The sequence below is a fragment of the Enterobacter sp. Lyrl_3 genome, from assembly GCF_051948675.1.
Lineage (GTDB): Bacteria > Pseudomonadota > Gammaproteobacteria > Enterobacterales > Enterobacteriaceae > Enterobacter > Enterobacter cloacae.
Genome location: NZ_JAYJLI010000003.1, coordinates 234,851 through 251,455 on the forward strand (window position 1 = coordinate 234,851; position 16,605 = coordinate 251,455).

Sequence of the window (16,605 nt, forward strand, 5' to 3'; positions counted from 1 at the left end):
AGTTTTAGGTTTACGAGTATAAACCGAACCGAAAATTAACAAAACCCTTTGGAGAAGCCCCATGGCTCACCACGCACGCTGGACGATGTCGCAAGTCACTGAATTATTCAATAAACCTTTCCTGGAGCTGATGTTCGAAGCCCAACAGGTGCATCGTCAGCACTTCGATCCGCGCCATGTTCAGGTCAGTACGCTGCTGTCGATCAAGACCGGTGCCTGCCCGGAAGATTGCAAATATTGCCCGCAGAGCGCGCGCTATAAAACCGGGCTGGAATCCGAACGTCTGATGGAAGTGGAGCAGGTGCTCGACTCCGCGCGTAAGGCGAAAAACGCGGGCTCTACCCGTTTCTGCATGGGGGCGGCATGGAAAAACCCGCACGATCGCGACATGCCGTACCTGGAGCAGATGGTAAAAGGGGTCAAAGAGATGGGGCTGGAAGCCTGCATGACCCTCGGCACGCTGAACGAAGAGCAGGCGCAGCGCCTGTCTGCTGCAGGGCTGGATTATTACAACCACAACCTCGACACCTCGCCAGAGTTTTACGGCAACATCATCACCACCCGTACCTATCAGGAGCGTCTGGATACGCTGGACAAAGTGCGCGAAGCGGGCATCAAAGTGTGCTCGGGCGGGATTGTGGGGCTGGGCGAGACGGTGAAAGATCGCGCCGGTCTGCTGCTGCAACTGGCGAACCTGCCGACCCCGCCGGAAAGCGTGCCAATCAACATGCTGGTGAAGGTCAAAGGCACGCCACTGGCGGATAACGAGGATGTCGATGCGTTTGATTTTATCCGCACCATCGCGGTCGCGCGCATCATGATGCCAACCTCATACGTCCGCCTTTCTGCGGGCCGCGAACAGATGAACGAGCAGACGCAGGCGATGTGCTTTATGGCTGGCGCTAACTCCATCTTCTACGGCTGCAAGCTGCTGACCACGCCGAACCCGGAAGAGGACAAAGACGTCCAGCTGTTCCGCAAGCTGGGGCTGAACCCGCATCAGACCGAGGTGCTGGCGGGAGATAACGAGCAACAGCAGCAGCTGGAGCAGCAGATTTTCAACGCCGATACCGAACAGTTCTACAACGCGGCATCCGTATGACCTGGCAGGCTCGTATTCAATCCGCGCTGGAAGAGCGCCGGGCGCGGGATGCTTTTCGCGTTCGCAGGGTAGTGGAAAACGGTGCAGGCCGTTTTCTGACCCACGCCCGGCGGCAGTACTGTAATTTTTCCAGCAATGATTATCTCGGCCTGAGCCAGCATCCGGCGATTGTCCGCGCCTGGCAGCAGGGAGCGGAACACTACGGCGTGGGCAGCGGGGGGGCGGGGCACGTCAGCGGCTATACGACAGCGCATCAGGCGCTGGAAGAGACCCTTGCCGACTGGCTGGGCTATCCGCGCGCGCTGCTGTTCATCTCCGGCTTTGCCGCCAATCAGGCGGTGATTGCCGCGCTGATGGGCAAGGACGATCGTATCGCCGCGGACCGCTTAAGCCACGCCTCTTTGCTGGAGGCGGCGAGTCTCAGCCCGGCACAGCTGCGGCGCTTTGCCCACAACGATGCGCTTTCGCTCGCCACGCTGCTGGATAAACCCTGTGCCGGACAACAGCTGGTGGTGACGGAAGGGGTGTTTAGCATGGATGGCGACAGCGCGCCGCTTCGTGCGCTGTCTGACGTTGCGAAACAGCAAAACGCCTGGCTGCTGGTGGATGATGCCCACGGTATTGGCGTGATGGGTGAGGACGGTCGCGGTAGCGCCAGTCAGCAAGGCGTGAAGCCGGAACTGCTGATCGTCACCTTTGGCAAAGGCGTTGGCGTGAGCGGGGCCGCCGTGCTGTGCAGCGAGTCCGTCGCCGATTATCTGTTGCAGTTCGCCCGACATCTGATTTACAGCACCAGTATGCCGCCTGCGCAGGCGGTGGCGCTCTCTGCCTCGCTGGAGGTGATCCGCGGTGAAGAGGGGGCTGAACGGCGCGCGCGTCTGGCAGAACAGATTCAGCGTTTCCGTCAGGGTCTGGATCGGCTTCCTTTCCAAAGCACCGATTCGCAGAGCGCCATCCAGCCCGTTATCGTGGGGGAAAACAGCCGTGCGCTCACGCTGGCACAGACGCTGCGCGAACGGGGAATGTGGGTCACGGCCATCCGTCCGCCCACCGTGCCGCCGGGTACGGCGCGTCTGCGTTTGACGCTGACGGCGGCGCACAAAGCAGAAGATATCGATGCACTGCTGGAGGCTCTCCATGTCGCCAGTCAATAAACAGGCCATTGCCGCGGCGTTTGGCCGGGCTGCACGCAGTTATTCTCAGCATGATGAGCTTCAGCGTCAGAGCGCTCAGGGGCTGCTTGAGCTACTCGGTGCGCGTCGTTTCCGGTACGTACTGGATGCCGGATGCGGCCCCGGCGGCAACAGCCGCTACTGGCGCGACGCCGGAAGCCACGTCACCGCACTCGATCTCTCTGAGCAGATGCTGGACGAGGCGCGACAGCAACAGGCGGCTGACCGCTATCTGACTGGCGATATTGAGTCGCTTCCGCTGCCGGATGCGCAGTTCGATCTGGTGTGGAGTCACCTGGCGGTACAGTGGTGCAGTAGCCTTTCGCAGGCGTTAAACGAGCTGTATCGCGTGGCGCGTCCGGGCGGAAAGGTGGCCTTTACCACCCTGCTGGAAAGCTCGCTGCCCGAGCTGAATCAGGCATGGAAAGCGGTAGACGAACAGCCGCACGCCAACCGCTTTTTAGCGTATGAACAGGTGACGGACGCGCTGACGGGCTGGCGCTTTCGCAGCCAGGTGCAGACCATCACGCTGAACTTTAGCGATGCGTTCAGCGCCATGCGCTCGCTGAAGGGCATTGGCGCTACGCATCTGCATGCCGGGCGCGAGAGAAAACCGCTCACGCGCGGGCAGTTGCAGCGCCTGGAGCTGGCCTGGCCACAGCGGCGGGGCACTTTCCCGCTCTCTTATCAACTCTTTCATGGGATTATCGAACGTGACTGAACGTTATTTTGTCACCGGAACGGATACCGAAGTGGGTAAAACGGTGGCCAGTTCCGCGCTGTTGCAGGCGGCTCGTCTGCAGGGCAAAACCACCGCCGGGTACAAGCCCGTCGCCTCCGGAAGTGAGATGACGGCACAGGGGTTACGCAACACCGACGCGCTGGCGCTGCAGCGTAACAGCACGCTGCCGCTGGACTATGCGGCGGTGAATCCTTATACCTTTGCCGAGCCGACGTCGCCGCACATTATCAGCGCCGACGAAGGCCGCCCCATCGCGTTTTCCGTGCTCTCGGACGGCCTGCGCGCACTGGAGCGCCAGGCTGACTGGGTGCTGGTGGAAGGCGCAGGAGGGTGGTTTACGCCGCTGTCGGACGAACTGACGTTTGCGGACTGGGTCCAGCGCGAGCAGCTTCCGGTGATCCTCGTGGTCGGGGTGAAGCTCGGCTGTATCAACCACGCCATGTTAACGGCACAGGCCGTTCAGCAGGCCGGGCTGCGTCTGGCGGGCTGGATAGCCAACGACGTGGTCGCACCCGGTAAGCGTCATCAGGAGTATCTGGCCACGCTCAGGCAAGTGCTTCCCGCGCCGTTCCTTGGGGAGATCCCATGGCTTGCGGACGGTGCTGAGCACGCCGACACCGGACATTACCTCGACCTCAGTGCCTTGCTTCCCGCGACATCCAGTGGGCAATAAGCTCGTCATCCAGCTCGGTAACGTGGCCCTGGGCCACGTTACGCCCGCGATACAGCATACAGAAGCGATCCACTACCCGGCGGATAAACGACAGTTGCTGCTCGGCTAATAACACCGTCATCCCCAGCTCACGATTAAGCCTCGCCAGCAGATGGCCCAGCTTCTGAGCAAAGCTGTACCCTGCGCCCTGCAGCGGCTCATCCAGAATCAATACCCGCGGTCGGTTGACCAGCGCGTTAGCCAGCGCCAGCTGATACTGATCGTCCGGGGAGAGCCCGTTCGCCCGAATCTGTCGCAGCGCCCACAGCTGCGGGAACAGGTCATAGACATCGCTTTTTGCGCGCGTGTCCGTTGCCCCTGTCGCCCGCATGGCGATGTGCAAGTTTTCCTCAATAGTCAGTTGCGAAAAAATCCGTCGGTCCTGAGGCACGTAGCCAATCCCCGGCAGCGCGCGTTGATCCGGTGCCTGACGCAGTAAATCACAGGGCGGGGCACCGGCTTCGTGCCAGATGATGGTGCCGCTCTGCACCGGTAACGCGCCGGTGATGCAGTTGATGAGGGTGGTTTTTCCCATGCCGGGCAGGCCAATCACCCCTGTGCATAAGCCCTGCGGTAAATCCAAATCGACATTCCATAGCGTATGTTGGTTTCCGTAAAACTGATTGACTGCACGCAGACTCAACATCTTTCTCTCCTTAAAAATGTATGTGGGTGAGGCTCGTTAATGAATCTGCAAATCTCCTGCCAGAACCGTTGAACTGATTAAAAAAGAGGCTTTTTTAGGATAATGCCGTCGCAAAACGACGGATCGATAAGCTGATTGCACTGTCTCAGTGCCAGAACTGTTAGCGGTGGTGCAGGGACTGAAATGGCTGAATTGTGAGCAAGATCTCATTGGTTGGTTATGAATAACGCAACGGTTGATTGGCAAAAATTAACGATAAAAATTTTTTGTCACCGCCTCGTGGGAAAAACCGGGAATTTGCTGAGCGGCAGTCTGTATGGGCTGGACGCAGTTATCCACTATTCCTGTGGATAACCATGTGCATTAGAGTTAGAAAACACGCGATAAGCGAGAGAAGACGCGGGTTACGCCCAAATTGACGCGAAACGCGGCTCTGGAAAATATCCTTTAAGATTTAACTGGTTAGATAAAATCAATTGCCGTCATAAAAGTGTCACCGGTTACCATAAAACTACCATTACCTGGCTTGACAAATGTTAAAAATGAAAATGTTCTGGGGATAACCGGGTAGGGCTGGTGTTTTATGTCGTCTCAGTCGAAATTTTGACCGGGAATACGCTAATCCTTCGGGTGCTATGCTAAATATCGTGACACGCTACTGGTTTTACATCCAGTGTTTTTTACTGGCATTCCTGGCCACAACGAGTAAAATTACTCACCTGCCGCTTTTTACATCACCAGGTTGTCGCCCATGAGTAAACCGTTCAAACTGAATTCTGCTTTCCGTCCTTCTGGCGACCAGCCTGAGGCGATCCGTCGTCTTGAAGAGGGGCTGGAAGATGGGCTGGCACACCAGACGTTGCTGGGGGTGACCGGTTCGGGTAAAACCTTCACCATCGCCAACGTCATTGCGGATCTGCAACGCCCCACCATGGTGCTGGCGCCCAACAAAACGCTGGCGGCGCAGCTGTATGGCGAGATGAAAGAGTTCTTCCCGGAGAATGCCGTCGAGTATTTCGTCTCGTATTACGATTACTACCAGCCAGAAGCCTATGTGCCGAGCTCTGACACTTTCATCGAGAAAGATGCCTCGGTGAACGAACACATTGAGCAGATGCGTCTCTCGGCGACGAAGGCGCTGCTGGAGCGTCGTGATGTGGTGGTGGTCGCATCGGTGTCTGCCATCTACGGTCTGGGCGACCCGGATCTCTACCTCAAGATGATGCTGCACCTGACGCAGGGGATGATCATCGATCAGCGCGCGATTTTGCGCCGACTGGCGGAGCTGCAGTACACCCGTAACGACCAGGCGTTCCAGCGCGGTACGTTCCGCGTGCGCGGCGAGGTTATCGACATCTTCCCGGCGGAATCGGACGACATTGCCCTGCGCGTTGAGCTGTTTGACGAAGAGGTGGAACGCCTGTCGCTGTTCGACCCGCTCACCGGCCACGTCGAGTCCGTTATTCAGCGTTACACCATCTACCCGAAAACGCACTACGTAACGCCACGCGAGCGTATTGTGCAGGCGATGGAAGAGATCAAAGAGGAGCTGGCGGAACGCCGTAAGGTGCTGCTGGCGAACAATAAGCTGCTGGAAGAGCAACGCCTGAGCCAGCGTACCCAGTTCGATCTGGAGATGATGAACGAGCTGGGCTACTGCTCCGGCATCGAAAACTACTCCCGTTTCCTCTCTGGCCGTGGGCCGGGCGAGCCGCCGCCGACGTTGTTTGACTACCTTCCGGCGGACGGGTTACTGGTGATCGACGAATCCCACGTCACGATCCCGCAGATCGGCGGGATGTATCGCGGTGACCGCGCGCGTAAAGAGACGCTGGTTGAGTACGGCTTCCGTCTGCCGTCGGCGCTGGACAACCGTCCGATGAAGTTTGAAGAGTTTGAAGCGCTGGCACCGCAAACCATTTACGTTTCGGCGACGCCGGGCAACTACGAGCTGGAGAAATCGGGCGATGAGGTGGTTGACCAGGTGGTTCGTCCGACAGGGCTGCTGGATCCGGTGATCGAAGTCCGTCCGGTTGCGACTCAGGTGGACGATCTGCTCTCCGAGATCCGCGCCCGTTCGGCAATCAACGAGCGCGTGCTGGTCACCACGTTGACCAAACGTATGGCGGAAGACCTGACCGAATATCTGGAAGAACACGGCGAGAAGGTGCGTTATCTACACTCGGATATCGATACCGTGGAGCGTATGGAAATTATCCGCGACCTGCGTCTGGGCGAGTTTGACGTGCTGGTGGGGATCAACCTGTTGCGAGAGGGTCTGGATATGCCGGAAGTCTCGCTGGTGGCAATCCTCGACGCCGACAAAGAGGGCTTCCTGCGTTCTGAGCGCTCGCTGATCCAGACCATTGGCCGCGCCGCGCGTAACGTCAACGGTAAAGCGATTCTCTACGGCGATAAAATCACCCCGTCGATGGCGAAAGCGATTGGCGAAACGGAACGCCGTCGCGAGAAACAGCAGCGCTACAACGAAGAGCATGGCATTACGCCGCAGGGTCTGAACAAGAAGGTGGTGGATATTCTGGCCCTGGGTCAGAACATTGCGAAGACCAAAGCGAAAGGACGCGGCAAGGCGCGTTCCGTGGTGGAGGAAGATACCGTCGCGCTGACGCCGAAAGCGCTGCAGCAGAAAATCCACGAGCTGGAAGCGCAGATGATGCAGCACGCCCAGAACCTGGAGTTCGAAGAGGCAGCGCAAATTCGCGACCAGCTGCATCAGCTGCGGGATCTTTTCATCGCCGCATCTTAGGTAAAGCAGCGTGTTTTCGCCCTCTCCCTGTGGGAGAGGGCCAGGATGAGGGCATCAGGCCGCACAAAACGAGCCTAACCCAACTCCTGAATCGCCTTCTCCAGCGCGTCACGCAACAAGTGACGGTCATGACGGTATTTGATATCGCTGGCCTCCAGCGGCTCCTGCACCACCACGCGATCGCCAATGCCCGTCACATCCACTTTCGGCCCGACCACAACACCGTCGATGATTTTTTTACCGACGTACTGCTCCATCAGCTCCAGTTTATCCGCCAGCGACAGGCTGGCCGCTGCCGGACTCAATTCGCGACCTAAATTACCGATGTACACCATCGGGGCGGGCGTTCTGCGCAGGGCCTGCGCCAGCTCTTTCACCAGTAAAATCGGCATCAGGCTGGTGTAAAAACTGCCCGGGCCAATCAGGATCAAATCCGCCTCGGCGATGGCCTCAACCGCTTCGCGCGTGGCGGGAACGGCCGGGTAAGTCATCAGCTCTTTCGGCGGCAGCGTAAGCTGATCAATATTCACTTCGCCGTACACTTCATGGCCTTCCACGTCGATGGCCATTAAATCGACCGGTTGTTCAGACATCGGGATTAGGAACGCATCCACTTTGAGCAGATTGCGGATGAGATTGATCGCTTCCAGCGGGCGCACGCTCAGGTGATCCAGCGCTTTAAGCATCAAATTTCCAAGGTTATGCCCGGAAAGTTCCCCGTTACCGCCAAAACGGTACTCAAACATCGCCGAGGCGACGCTCGGTTCGGTAATTAACTGGTTCAGGCAGTTACGCATATCGCCCCAGGCAATGCCGCCTTCTGCGCGTCGGATCCGCCCCGTCGATCCGCCGTTATCCGTTGTTGTTACTATCCCTGTCAGTCTTGAGCCAAGGGATGACAAAGAGGACATCACCCGGCCCAGACCATGGCCTCCACCCAGTGCCACCACCCGGTCAAGATCCGCAAAAGTGCGATTGCGCATACCTATTCCTTATCACGTTCGATCTGCGTAACAGTAACCTAACTACCCCTAAAAGACGATGCCTCAGCCAGGGCAAAATGACGTATATCAATGCGAATCTGCTGTTTTGGCGTATTCTGTAACGAAAATGCACGATCAGGTCGCTATATACATGTTTATATAGCGTTAAGCGGTAATGGCGAAAGGGTGATTTACGCGCTACTATCGCCATAACCACGTTTTCAAATTTGAAAACATACACTCTAGCCCTGGTGCCTGTGTCGAAAGATATGGCGCCCTGGCCGTGGCAACTATGCCACCAGGGTACAGAAAGAAATGACTGTGCCTCCCGTATCTGGAAAGGTGTACATGGCTTCACAACTTACTGATGCTTTCGCGCGTAAGTTTTACTACTTACGTCTGTCGATTACCGATGTGTGCAACTTCCGTTGCACCTACTGTCTGCCCGACGGCTACAAACCGGGCAGCGTCACCAATAACGGCTTTCTCTCCGTGGATGAAGTTCGCCGCGTTACGCGCGCGTTCTCGGCACTCGGCACGGAAAAAGTGCGTCTGACCGGCGGAGAACCTTCGCTGCGCCGTGACTTCCCCGACATTATTGCCGCCGTGCGTGAAAACGAACGCATCCGTCAGATTGCGGTGACCACCAATGGCTACCGCATGGCGCGCGATGTCGCAACCTGGCGTGATGCGGGCTTAACGGCCATTAACGTCAGCGTGGACAGCCTGGATGCCCGTCAGTTTCATGCCATTACCGGCCAGGATAAATTCCAGCAGGTGATGGACGGTATTGATGCCGCGTTTACCGCCGGGTTCGATAAGGTCAAAGTCAACACCGTACTGATGCGTGATGTAAACCATCATCAGCTGGATACCTTCCTGGCGTGGATCAAATCCCGCCCCATTCAACTGCGGTTTATTGAACTCATGGAGACGGGCGAGGGCAGCGAGCTGTTCCGCCGCCATCACATCTCCGGCATGGTGTTGCGCGATGAGCTGCTTAAACGCGGCTGGATCCACCAGATCCGCCAGCGCAGCGACGGCCCGGCGCAGGTCTTTTGTCACCCGGATTACGAAGGGGAGATTGGGCTTATCATGCCTTACGAGAAAGATTTCTGCGCCAGCTGTAACCGCCTGCGCGTCTCCTCGGTGGGCAAACTGCATCTCTGTCTGTTCGGGGATGGCGGCGTTAACCTTCGCGATCTGCTGGAAGACGATGCGCAACAGACCGCGTTGGAAGCGCGTATTTCTGAGGCGCTGACGCATAAAAAACAGACCCACTTCCTGCATCAGGGCAACACCGGCATTACTCAGAACCTGTCATACATTGGCGGGTAATCAGGCTTAAGAAGGAACCAGAAGATGAGTCAGGTCAGCGCGGAATTTATCCCGACACGTATTGCCATCCTTACCGTTTCCGACCGTCGTGGCGAAGAGGATGACACCTCCGGCCACTGGCTGCGCGAAGCCGCCCATGACGCCGGGCATAAGATCGTCGATAAAGCGATCGTCAAAGAGAACCGCTATGCCATACGCGCACAGGTCTCCCAGTGGATTGCCAGCGATGAAGTGCAGGTGGTGTTGATCACCGGCGGCACCGGTTTTACCGCAGGCGACCAGGCGCCAGAGGCGCTTATCCCGCTGTTCGACCGCGAGGTAGAAGGCTTCGGCGAAGTGTTTCGCATGCTGTCGTTTGAAGAGATTGGTACCTCGACGCTGCAGTCACGTGCGGTGGCGGGCATGGCGAACAACACACTGATATTCGCCATGCCGGGCTCGACCAAAGCCTGCCGCACCGCGTGGGATAACATTATCGCCCCGCAGCTGGATGCCCGTACCCGTCCGTGTAATTTTCATCCCCATTTAAAGAAATAAGCTATGTCGCAACTGACCCACATTAACGCCGCTGGCGAAGCGCATATGGTGGACGTTTCTGCCAAGGCCGAAACGGTCCGCGAGGCGCGTGCCGAAGCGTTCGTTACCATGCTGCCAGGCACCCTGGCGATGATTATCGACGGCAGCCACCATAAGGGTGATGTCTTTGCCACTGCCCGCATCGCCGGGATCCAGGCGGCGAAACGTACCTGGGACTTAATTCCGCTCTGCCACCCGCTGATGCTCAGCAAGGTGGAGGTCAATCTTCAGGCCCAGCCAGAGCACAACCGCGTGCGCATCGAATCGCTGTGTCGTTTAACCGGTAAAACGGGCGTGGAGATGGAAGCGCTGACGGCGGCGTCCGTTGCCGCGCTGACCATCTACGATATGTGCAAAGCGGTGCAGAAAGATATGGTGATTGGCACGGTTCGTCTGCTGGCGAAAAGCGGCGGCAAATCCGGTGATTTTAAGGTGGACAGCCATGATTAAGGTGCTCTTTTTTGCCCAGGTGCGTGAACTGGTGAATACCGACAGCCTGACGCTGGAAGCGACGTTTAAAGACGTTGCCGCACTGCGTGCGCATCTGGCGGCGCAAAGCGACCGTTGGGCGCTGGCGCTGGATGAAGGGAAGCTTCTGGCCGCCGTCAACCAGACGCTGGTGGAGTTTACCCATCCGCTGGCGGCAGGTGATGAAGTGGCCTTCTTCCCACCGGTGACGGGGGGTTAAGATGGCTGATACGCGAATTCTGGTTAGCCCTGAGCGCTTTAATGTCGGTACGGAATATCACTGGCTGGCAGAGCGCGATGAAGACGGTGCTGTTGTGACCTTCACCGGTAAAGTGCGTAACCATAACCTTGGCGACAGCGTAAAAGCGCTGACGCTGGAACACTATCCGGGCATGACCGAGAAATCTCTGGCTGCGATCGTCGAAGAGGCGCGAGGCCGCTGGCCGCTCGGGCGTGTGACAGTTATCCACCGCATCGGTGAGATGTGGCCGGGCGAGGAGATCGTTTTCGTGGGGGTGACCAGCGCCCATCGCGGCAGCGCGTTTGCCGCCGGGGAGTTCATCATGGATTATCTGAAAACCAAAGCCCCGTTCTGGAAACGTGAAGCGACGCCGGAGGGGGAGCGGTGGGTTGAATCGCGCGACAGCGACAAACAGGCCGCCAGCCGTTGGTAACAGGTTTATGTGGATGTGTTAGTCTTAACGTGTGTGTCTACTTAATCAGGAGTGAATCATGGACCGATTTCCGCGTTCCGATTCGATAGTACAGCAGACCCGTAGTGGCCTGCAGACGTATATGGCTCAGGTTTATGGCTGGATGACGGTAGGCTTACTGCTTACCGCATTTATCGCGTGGTATGCGGCCAATACCCCTGAACTGATGATGTTTATCTTTTCCAGCAAAATCACCTTCTTTGGGCTGATCATTGCGCAACTGGCACTGGTGTTTGTGCTCTCCGGTCTGGTACAGAAGCTGAGTGCCGGGATGGCGACCACCCTGTTTATGCTCTATTCGGCACTGACGGGGCTGACGCTTTCCAGCATTTTCATCGTCTATACCTATTCCTCCATCGCCAGCACCTTTGTGGTCACCGGCGGGATGTTTGGTGTGATGAGCTTGTACGGTTACACCACCAAACGTGACCTCAGCGGTCTTGGCAACATGCTATTCATGGGGTTGATCGGGATTGTGCTGGCGTCGCTGGTAAACCTGTGGCTGAAGAGCGACGCGCTGATGTGGGCGGTGACCTATATCGGGGTGGTGATTTTCGTTGGCTTAACCGCCTACGACACCCAGAAGCTGAAAAACATCGGTGAGCAGATTGACGTGCGTGACAGTTCCAACCTGCGTAAATACTCAATTCTGGGCGCCCTGACGCTGTATCTGGACTTCATCAACCTGTTCCTGATGCTGCTGCGTATTTTCGGCAACCGTCGTTAAATACTGCCCCTCACCCTAACGGTGCGGTTTTCTCCCTCTCCCTGTGGGAGAGGGCCGGGGTGAGGGCATCAGACCGCTGCGCCTATTTTGCCATCGCCTTCTCGTTCTTCGCTCTCAGCTTCTTCGCCCGGCTCTCAAGCACCAGATAACAGACCGTGGCCAGCGCCAGCGGCAGGAAGTAATAGAGCATGCGGTAGGCGAGCAGGGCGGCGATAATCGTCCCATGAGAAACATGTTCTCCGGCAAGCAGGGCGATAAATACCGCTTCCAGCACCCCAATCCCGGCCGGAATATGTACGATCACCCCGGCAATACTGCTCACCAGCAGCACCCCCAGCACGAAGAAATAGTTCACATCTTCGCCAATGAGCAGCCAGATAATTGCCCCCATCGCCATCCAGTTGGCGCTGGAAACCGCCATCTGCAGCACGGCAAATTTCCATGAAGGTAAAACCAGCTTTTGCCCTTTGATGGTCATATGGCGGCGTCTGGCAAAGGCGCAGGCCCAGAGATACAGGGCGATAATGAGCAGGAGCGCGAAACCTAAAATCCGCAGCGTGGCTTCATCGATATACCAGTGTGCGGGCAACTGCACCACGCCGATGGTAAAGATCACCCCACCCAGCAGAATATAACCCAGCCAGTTGGTGGTGATGCTCAGCGAAAATATACGCGTGATAGTCCCACCGGGCAGTCCCAGGCGCGAGTACAGGCGATAGCGCATGCCAATCCCCCCGACCCAGGTGCTGAGCGTCAGGTTAAAGGCGTAGCAGATAAACGACACCAGCATGACCTGGCGTTTTGCCAGCTTGTGGCCGCAGTAGGCGCGGCCCAGCAGGTCATAGCAGCCGTACATCAGATAGCTGACAATCACCAGCCCAACCGCTCCCAGCAGCACCATCCGGTTGTAGTTGCGGATGACTTTCCACACCTCTTCCCAGTCCACCTTTTGCGCGTAAACCACCAGCAGCACCGCAACGGCAATAAAAAACAGCCAGGTCAGGATCTTTTTCGCCATTCGCCAGCGTGGATGCGATTTAGACATCAGGTTTTCCCTCCATCTTCCGCCTCAATGCGGTCCTGGGTTTCCATTTCGGGTTGAACAGGCGGATCCACCAGCGCAAGTTTTGGGGTATGCGCCGGCAGCCAGCCCACCATCGCCGGGAAATGGCGCAGGAAGTGGAACACCACTACGCTGATCCCCAGATTCCACCAGGTGCGTTTTGGCACCATGGACTCGTCCACGCGCACGCAGTCGTTGATGATCAGACCCTGCAGGTTATCCCGCAGGGTCTGGTTAAACTGACGATCGTGAATGATCAGGTTCGCTTCCAGGTTGAGTGACAGGCTCAGCGGATCGAGGTTACTGGAGCCGACGGTCGCCCAGTGATCGTCCATCAGCGCGACTTTGCCGTGCAGCGGTCGGCGACGGTATTCGTAGATTTGCACTCCGCCTTTGAGCAGGTAGTTATAGAGCAGCCGCGCGCCGACTTTGACGATGGGCATATCCGGCTCGCCCTGCACAATCAGCTTCACGCGGACGCCGCGTCGGGCGGCACTGCGCATGGCGTGCAGCAGCCGGTAGCCCGGGAAGAAGTAGGCGTTGGCGATGATCACTTCGCGTTTGGCATTCGCCAGCATTTTCAGGTAGTGGCGCTCAATATCGTCCCGGTGCTCGCCGTTATCCCGCCAGACGAACAACGCCTGCGCTTCGCCGGGCTTCCGGTTCTCTTCCGGACGATGGCGGCGCTTCCACCAGCGTCGGGCGGCCTCTTTGCCGGGTAAGTTTTCCAGTTCAAACAGCAAAATGTCCTGAACCACAGGCCCTTCGATGCGGATGGCGTAATCCTGCTTGGCCTCCGGGCCGTAGTCAGACATATGCTCGGCGGAGTAGTTAATGCCACCGACAAACGCCACCGTCTCATCAACGACGACGATTTTGCGGTGCATCCGGCGAAAGAGATTGGTACGCATGCCGAACAGGCGAGGGCCGGGATCGTAGTAGCGGAACACAACGCCTGCGGCAGTGAGTTCATTCACGAACGCATCGCTAAGATCGGGCGAGCCATAGCCATCCAGCAGCGCTTCAATTTTGACGCCGCGCTGGGCGGCGCGCAGCAGCACGCTGTGCAACTGTTTGCCCACATCATCTTCAAACCAGATAAAGGTCTCGAGGATCACTTTATGCTGCGCGCGGTCTATCGCATCAAAAACGGCGGGGTAATATTCGTCCCCGTTGACCAGCAGCGTGATCCGGTTGCCTTCCTGCCAGGTACATTTCATAAGTGGATCTCCGCGCTCAGCGGGGCATGGTCGGAAAGGTGGCGCCAGTTAAGCAACGCCAGCGCGGTCGGGCTGCTGGCATGGGCGTTTTTCACATAAATGCGGTCAAGCCTCAGCAACGGGAAGCGCACCGGAAACGTGCGCGCAGGTCTGCCGTGCGCGCGGGTGAAAATTTCCTCCAGCCCGGCCTCCACTTTCAAAGGGTGGTTAGCCCGCTGCCGCCAGTCGTTGAAATCCCCGGCAATGACCACTGGCTCTCCTTCGGGCAGGGCGTTAGTCCACTCGGCCAGCATCTGCAGCTGTGCCTGGCGATGCGCTTCCCGCAGACCGAGATGCACACAGCCAACGTGCACCGGAAAATCGAGATCCGGCGGGGCGATACGGCAATACAGCAGCCCACGCTTTTCGCTTTCGCCGACGGAGACGTCCCGGTTCTCGTAATGTTCAATGGGATAACGCGACAACACCGCATTTCCGTGATGCCCTTCAGGATAGACCGCATTGCGGCCGTAAGCGTAATCACTCCACATGGTGTCGGCCAGAAATTCGTAGTGGGGCGTGTCGGGCCAGTTTTCGAAGTGCATCGGATGGACCTCGTGCGCGCCCATCACTTCCTGCAGGCAGACAATGTCCGCGCTGACGGTGCGAACCGCGTCGCGCAGCTCCGGTAAAATGAAGCGGCGATTAAATGCTGTGAAGCCTTTATGAATGTTTATCGTCAGCACTTTAAGCGAGAAATGCTGCATTTTTTTGGTCATAAGCTCCTTCCTGAGTGACTATCCCAATGAAAATAAAGTGTAGTCGTCGTCACAAAAAGATGCGGTGTTACGGAATTTTCCGTAAAGTGCGGTAGTCTGATTAAGCAGAGAAAAATCCTTCAGGAGAGAAGCCATGAAGTGGCAACAACGTGTTCGTGTCGCAACGGGTCTAAGTTGCTGGCAGATAATGTTGCATTTACTGGTCGTGGCCGTACTGGTGATGGGCTGGATGAGCGGCACGCTGGTGCGTGTTGGCTTAGGACTATGCGTCCTCTATGGCGTCACCGTGCTGTCGATGTTGTTCCTGCAGCGCCATCATGAAGCGCGCTGGCGCGAGGTGGGTGATGTGCTCGAAGAGCTCACCACCACCTGGTACTTTGGTGCCGCAATGATTGTGCTGTGGCTGCTGTCCCGCGTGCTGCAAAACAACCTGCTGCTGGCGCTGGCCGGTCTGGCCATTCTTGCAGGGCCTGCGGTGGTCTCTTTGCTGGCCAAAGAGAAAAAGCTACGCAATGTTGCGTCTAAACATCGCGTACGCCACTGACCCCGTCGTGGCCGCTATGACCAGTAGCGGCCACAAACTTCCCCAGATAATATCCAGACTCGCATCCTTCAGATAAATTTGCTTGGTGATATCCGTAAAGTGACGAATCGGGTTTATCCACGTCAGATCCTGTAACCACACCGGCATATTCTCAACCGGCGAAACATACCCGGAGAGCAGGATGGCCGGCATCATAAAGACAAACACGCCAATAAACGCCTGCTGCTGCGTGGAGCAGAGCGCGGAAATCAGCAGGCCAAACCCGACCAGCGACAGCCCGTAGATCAGCATCGTGAAGTAGAACAGCGCCAGCGACCCGGCGAACGGGATCTGGTAGGCCCAGATCCCCACGCCCAGCACGATGGTGGCCTGGAACGTGGCAACAATCAGGGCGGGAACCGCTTTACCGACGAAGATTTGCCAGGTCGCCAGCGGGGAGACCAGCAGCTGATCGAGCGTACCTTGCTCGCGTTCGCGGGCGACGGACAGGGAGGTGACGATCATCACCCCAATGGTGGTGATCATGGCGATCAGCGACGGCACCACAAACCATTTGTAGTCCAGGTTTGGGTTGTACCAGTTACGTACCACCAGCTCGCTGTTGTTGGGCTTCGGTTTCCCCTCCATCAACTCCTGCTGATAATCCTTCACCACCTGTTGCAGATAATTCGCGGCAATCTGCGCGCTGTTGGAGTTACGCCCGTCGAGGATCAACTGCATGGGCGCGGGCTGGAAGGTGTCCAGATTGCGGGAAAAATCAGCCGGAAAACGCACCAGCAGCAGCGCTTTCTGGGTATCGATGGTGGGCTGGATCGCCTGTGGGCTTTTCAGCAGCAGGATATGGGTAAAAGCCTTCGCCCGGGCAAAGCGCTGGGTCAACTCGACGGAATGTTTACCGTTGTCTTCGTTGTAAATCGCGATGGTGGCGTTGGTCACCTCAAGCGTGGCGGCAAAAGGGAACAGAAACACCTGGATGAGCACCGGCAACACCAGAATGGCGCGGGTTTGCGGCTCGCGCAGCAGCGATTGCAGCTCTTTGCGTATTAACGTCCATAAACGGTGAAACATGTTCGC

At 57.4% G+C, this 16,605-nt stretch carries 18 protein-coding genes and 1 riboswitch; of the genes, 12 read left to right on the forward strand and 6 right to left on the reverse strand.

The window, feature by feature from the left end:
- Nucleotides 1-61 precede the first annotated feature (61 nt).
- The 4 genes from bioB to bioD are packed head-to-tail and all read left to right on the forward strand — an operon-like array spanning nucleotide 62 to nucleotide 3,689.
- Nucleotides 62-1,102 (forward strand): biotin synthase BioB, encoded by a 1,041-nt coding sequence (gene bioB / locus VF709_RS08870; RefSeq protein ID WP_014831141.1) that lies wholly within the window; start codon nucleotides 62-64, stop codon nucleotides 1,100-1,102.
- The gene (gene bioF, locus VF709_RS08875) at nucleotides 1,099-2,256 is read left to right on the forward strand and encodes an 8-amino-7-oxononanoate synthase (RefSeq protein ID WP_440231294.1); all 1,158 of its coding nucleotides are present in this window, start codon (nucleotides 1,099-1,101) and stop codon (nucleotides 2,254-2,256) included. Before bioB ends, bioF begins: the two co-directional genes overlap by 4 nt.
- Nucleotides 2,240-2,995 carry a malonyl-ACP O-methyltransferase BioC gene (gene bioC / locus VF709_RS08880; RefSeq protein ID WP_038986061.1) on the forward strand — a complete coding sequence of 252 codons (756 nt, stop codon included), beginning with the start codon at nucleotides 2,240-2,242 and terminating at the stop codon, nucleotides 2,993-2,995. Before bioF ends, bioC begins: the two co-directional genes overlap by 17 nt.
- The gene (gene bioD / locus VF709_RS08885; protein WP_072207891.1) at nucleotides 2,988-3,689 is read left to right on the forward strand and encodes a dethiobiotin synthase; all 702 of its coding nucleotides are present in this window, start codon (nucleotides 2,988-2,990) and stop codon (nucleotides 3,687-3,689) included. Before bioC ends, bioD begins: the two co-directional genes overlap by 8 nt.
- Here bioD and VF709_RS08890 read toward each other — a convergent pair.
- Nucleotides 3,652-4,374 carry an ABC transporter ATP-binding protein gene (locus VF709_RS08890; RefSeq protein WP_149896564.1) on the reverse strand — a complete coding sequence of 241 codons (723 nt, stop codon included), beginning with the start codon at nucleotides 4,372-4,374 and terminating at the stop codon, nucleotides 3,652-3,654. The two genes, bioD and VF709_RS08890, sit on opposite strands and share 38 nt — an antisense overlap.
- Nucleotides 4,375-5,125: 751 nt before the next feature.
- Here VF709_RS08890 and uvrB point away from each other — a divergent pair.
- Nucleotides 5,126-7,141 (forward strand): excinuclease ABC subunit UvrB, encoded by a 2,016-nt coding sequence (gene uvrB / locus VF709_RS08895; protein WP_013097496.1) that lies wholly within the window; start codon nucleotides 5,126-5,128, stop codon nucleotides 7,139-7,141.
- 74 nt (nucleotides 7,142-7,215) lie between these two features.
- Here uvrB and yvcK read toward each other — a convergent pair whose 3' ends face one another.
- Nucleotides 7,216-8,124, reverse strand: coding sequence for a uridine diphosphate-N-acetylglucosamine-binding protein YvcK (gene yvcK, locus VF709_RS08900; RefSeq protein ID WP_013097495.1), 909 nt, complete (start codon nucleotides 8,122-8,124; stop codon nucleotides 7,216-7,218).
- 226 nt (nucleotides 8,125-8,350) lie between these two features.
- Nucleotides 8,351-8,485, forward strand: a riboswitch (molybdenum cofactor riboswitch).
- Between yvcK and moaA the strand changes: the two genes are divergently transcribed.
- The 6 genes from moaA (at nucleotide 8,473) to VF709_RS08930 (ending at nucleotide 11,946) form a co-directional block, all read left to right on the forward strand.
- Nucleotides 8,473-9,462 carry a GTP 3',8-cyclase MoaA gene (gene moaA, locus VF709_RS08905; protein ID WP_013097494.1) on the forward strand — a complete coding sequence of 330 codons (990 nt, stop codon included), beginning with the start codon at nucleotides 8,473-8,475 and terminating at the stop codon, nucleotides 9,460-9,462. It overlaps the preceding riboswitch by 13 nt.
- Nucleotides 9,463-9,486: 24 nt before the next feature.
- On the forward strand, nucleotides 9,487-9,999 hold the full coding sequence (gene moaB, locus VF709_RS08910; protein WP_013097493.1) for a molybdenum cofactor biosynthesis protein B: 513 nt from the start codon (nucleotides 9,487-9,489) through the stop codon (nucleotides 9,997-9,999).
- A gap of 3 nt (nucleotides 10,000-10,002) precedes the next feature.
- On the forward strand, nucleotides 10,003-10,488 hold the full coding sequence (gene moaC / locus VF709_RS08915) for a cyclic pyranopterin monophosphate synthase MoaC (RefSeq protein WP_440231298.1): 486 nt from the start codon (nucleotides 10,003-10,005) through the stop codon (nucleotides 10,486-10,488).
- Nucleotides 10,481-10,726, forward strand: coding sequence for a molybdopterin synthase sulfur carrier subunit (moaD, locus tag VF709_RS08920; RefSeq protein ID WP_013097491.1), 246 nt, complete (start codon nucleotides 10,481-10,483; stop codon nucleotides 10,724-10,726). Before moaC ends, moaD begins: the two co-directional genes overlap by 8 nt.
- Before the next feature lies 1 nt (nucleotide 10,727).
- Complete coding sequence (moaE, locus tag VF709_RS08925; protein ID WP_013097490.1) at nucleotides 10,728-11,180, forward strand: molybdopterin synthase catalytic subunit MoaE; 453 nt, start codon at nucleotides 10,728-10,730, stop codon at nucleotides 11,178-11,180.
- Nucleotides 11,181-11,238: 58 nt separating this feature from the next.
- Complete coding sequence (locus VF709_RS08930) at nucleotides 11,239-11,946, forward strand: Bax inhibitor-1/YccA family protein (RefSeq protein ID WP_014831151.1); 708 nt, start codon at nucleotides 11,239-11,241, stop codon at nucleotides 11,944-11,946.
- Nucleotides 11,947-12,028: 82 nt separating this feature from the next.
- Here the strand turns inward: VF709_RS08930 and VF709_RS08935 are convergent, their stop codons facing one another.
- The 3 genes from VF709_RS08935 to VF709_RS08945 are packed head-to-tail and all read right to left on the reverse strand — an operon-like array spanning nucleotide 12,029 to nucleotide 14,987.
- Complete coding sequence (locus VF709_RS08935; RefSeq protein WP_013097488.1) at nucleotides 12,029-12,991, reverse strand: lysylphosphatidylglycerol synthase domain-containing protein; 963 nt, start codon at nucleotides 12,989-12,991, stop codon at nucleotides 12,029-12,031.
- A complete protein-coding gene (gene clsB / locus VF709_RS08940) occupies nucleotides 12,991-14,229 on the reverse strand; it encodes a cardiolipin synthase ClsB (RefSeq protein WP_149896565.1) in 1,239 nt (412 codons plus the stop codon). The genes VF709_RS08935 and clsB overlap by 1 nt, the downstream gene beginning before the upstream one ends.
- Nucleotides 14,226-14,987, reverse strand: coding sequence for an endonuclease/exonuclease/phosphatase family protein (locus VF709_RS08945; protein ID WP_013097486.1), 762 nt, complete (start codon nucleotides 14,985-14,987; stop codon nucleotides 14,226-14,228). Before VF709_RS08945 ends, clsB begins: the two co-directional genes overlap by 4 nt.
- 133 nt (nucleotides 14,988-15,120) lie before the next feature.
- Here VF709_RS08945 and VF709_RS08950 point away from each other — a divergent pair, with 133 nt between their 5' ends.
- A complete protein-coding gene (locus tag VF709_RS08950; protein WP_014831155.1) occupies nucleotides 15,121-15,531 on the forward strand; it encodes a YbhQ family protein in 411 nt (136 codons plus the stop codon).
- Here the strand turns inward: VF709_RS08950 and VF709_RS08955 are convergent.
- The gene (locus VF709_RS08955) at nucleotides 15,493-16,599 is read right to left on the reverse strand and encodes an ABC transporter permease (protein WP_038984991.1); all 1,107 of its coding nucleotides are present in this window, start codon (nucleotides 16,597-16,599) and stop codon (nucleotides 15,493-15,495) included. The genes VF709_RS08950 and VF709_RS08955 overlap by 39 nt on opposite strands.
- Between the last annotated feature and the right edge of the window lie 6 nt (nucleotides 16,600-16,605).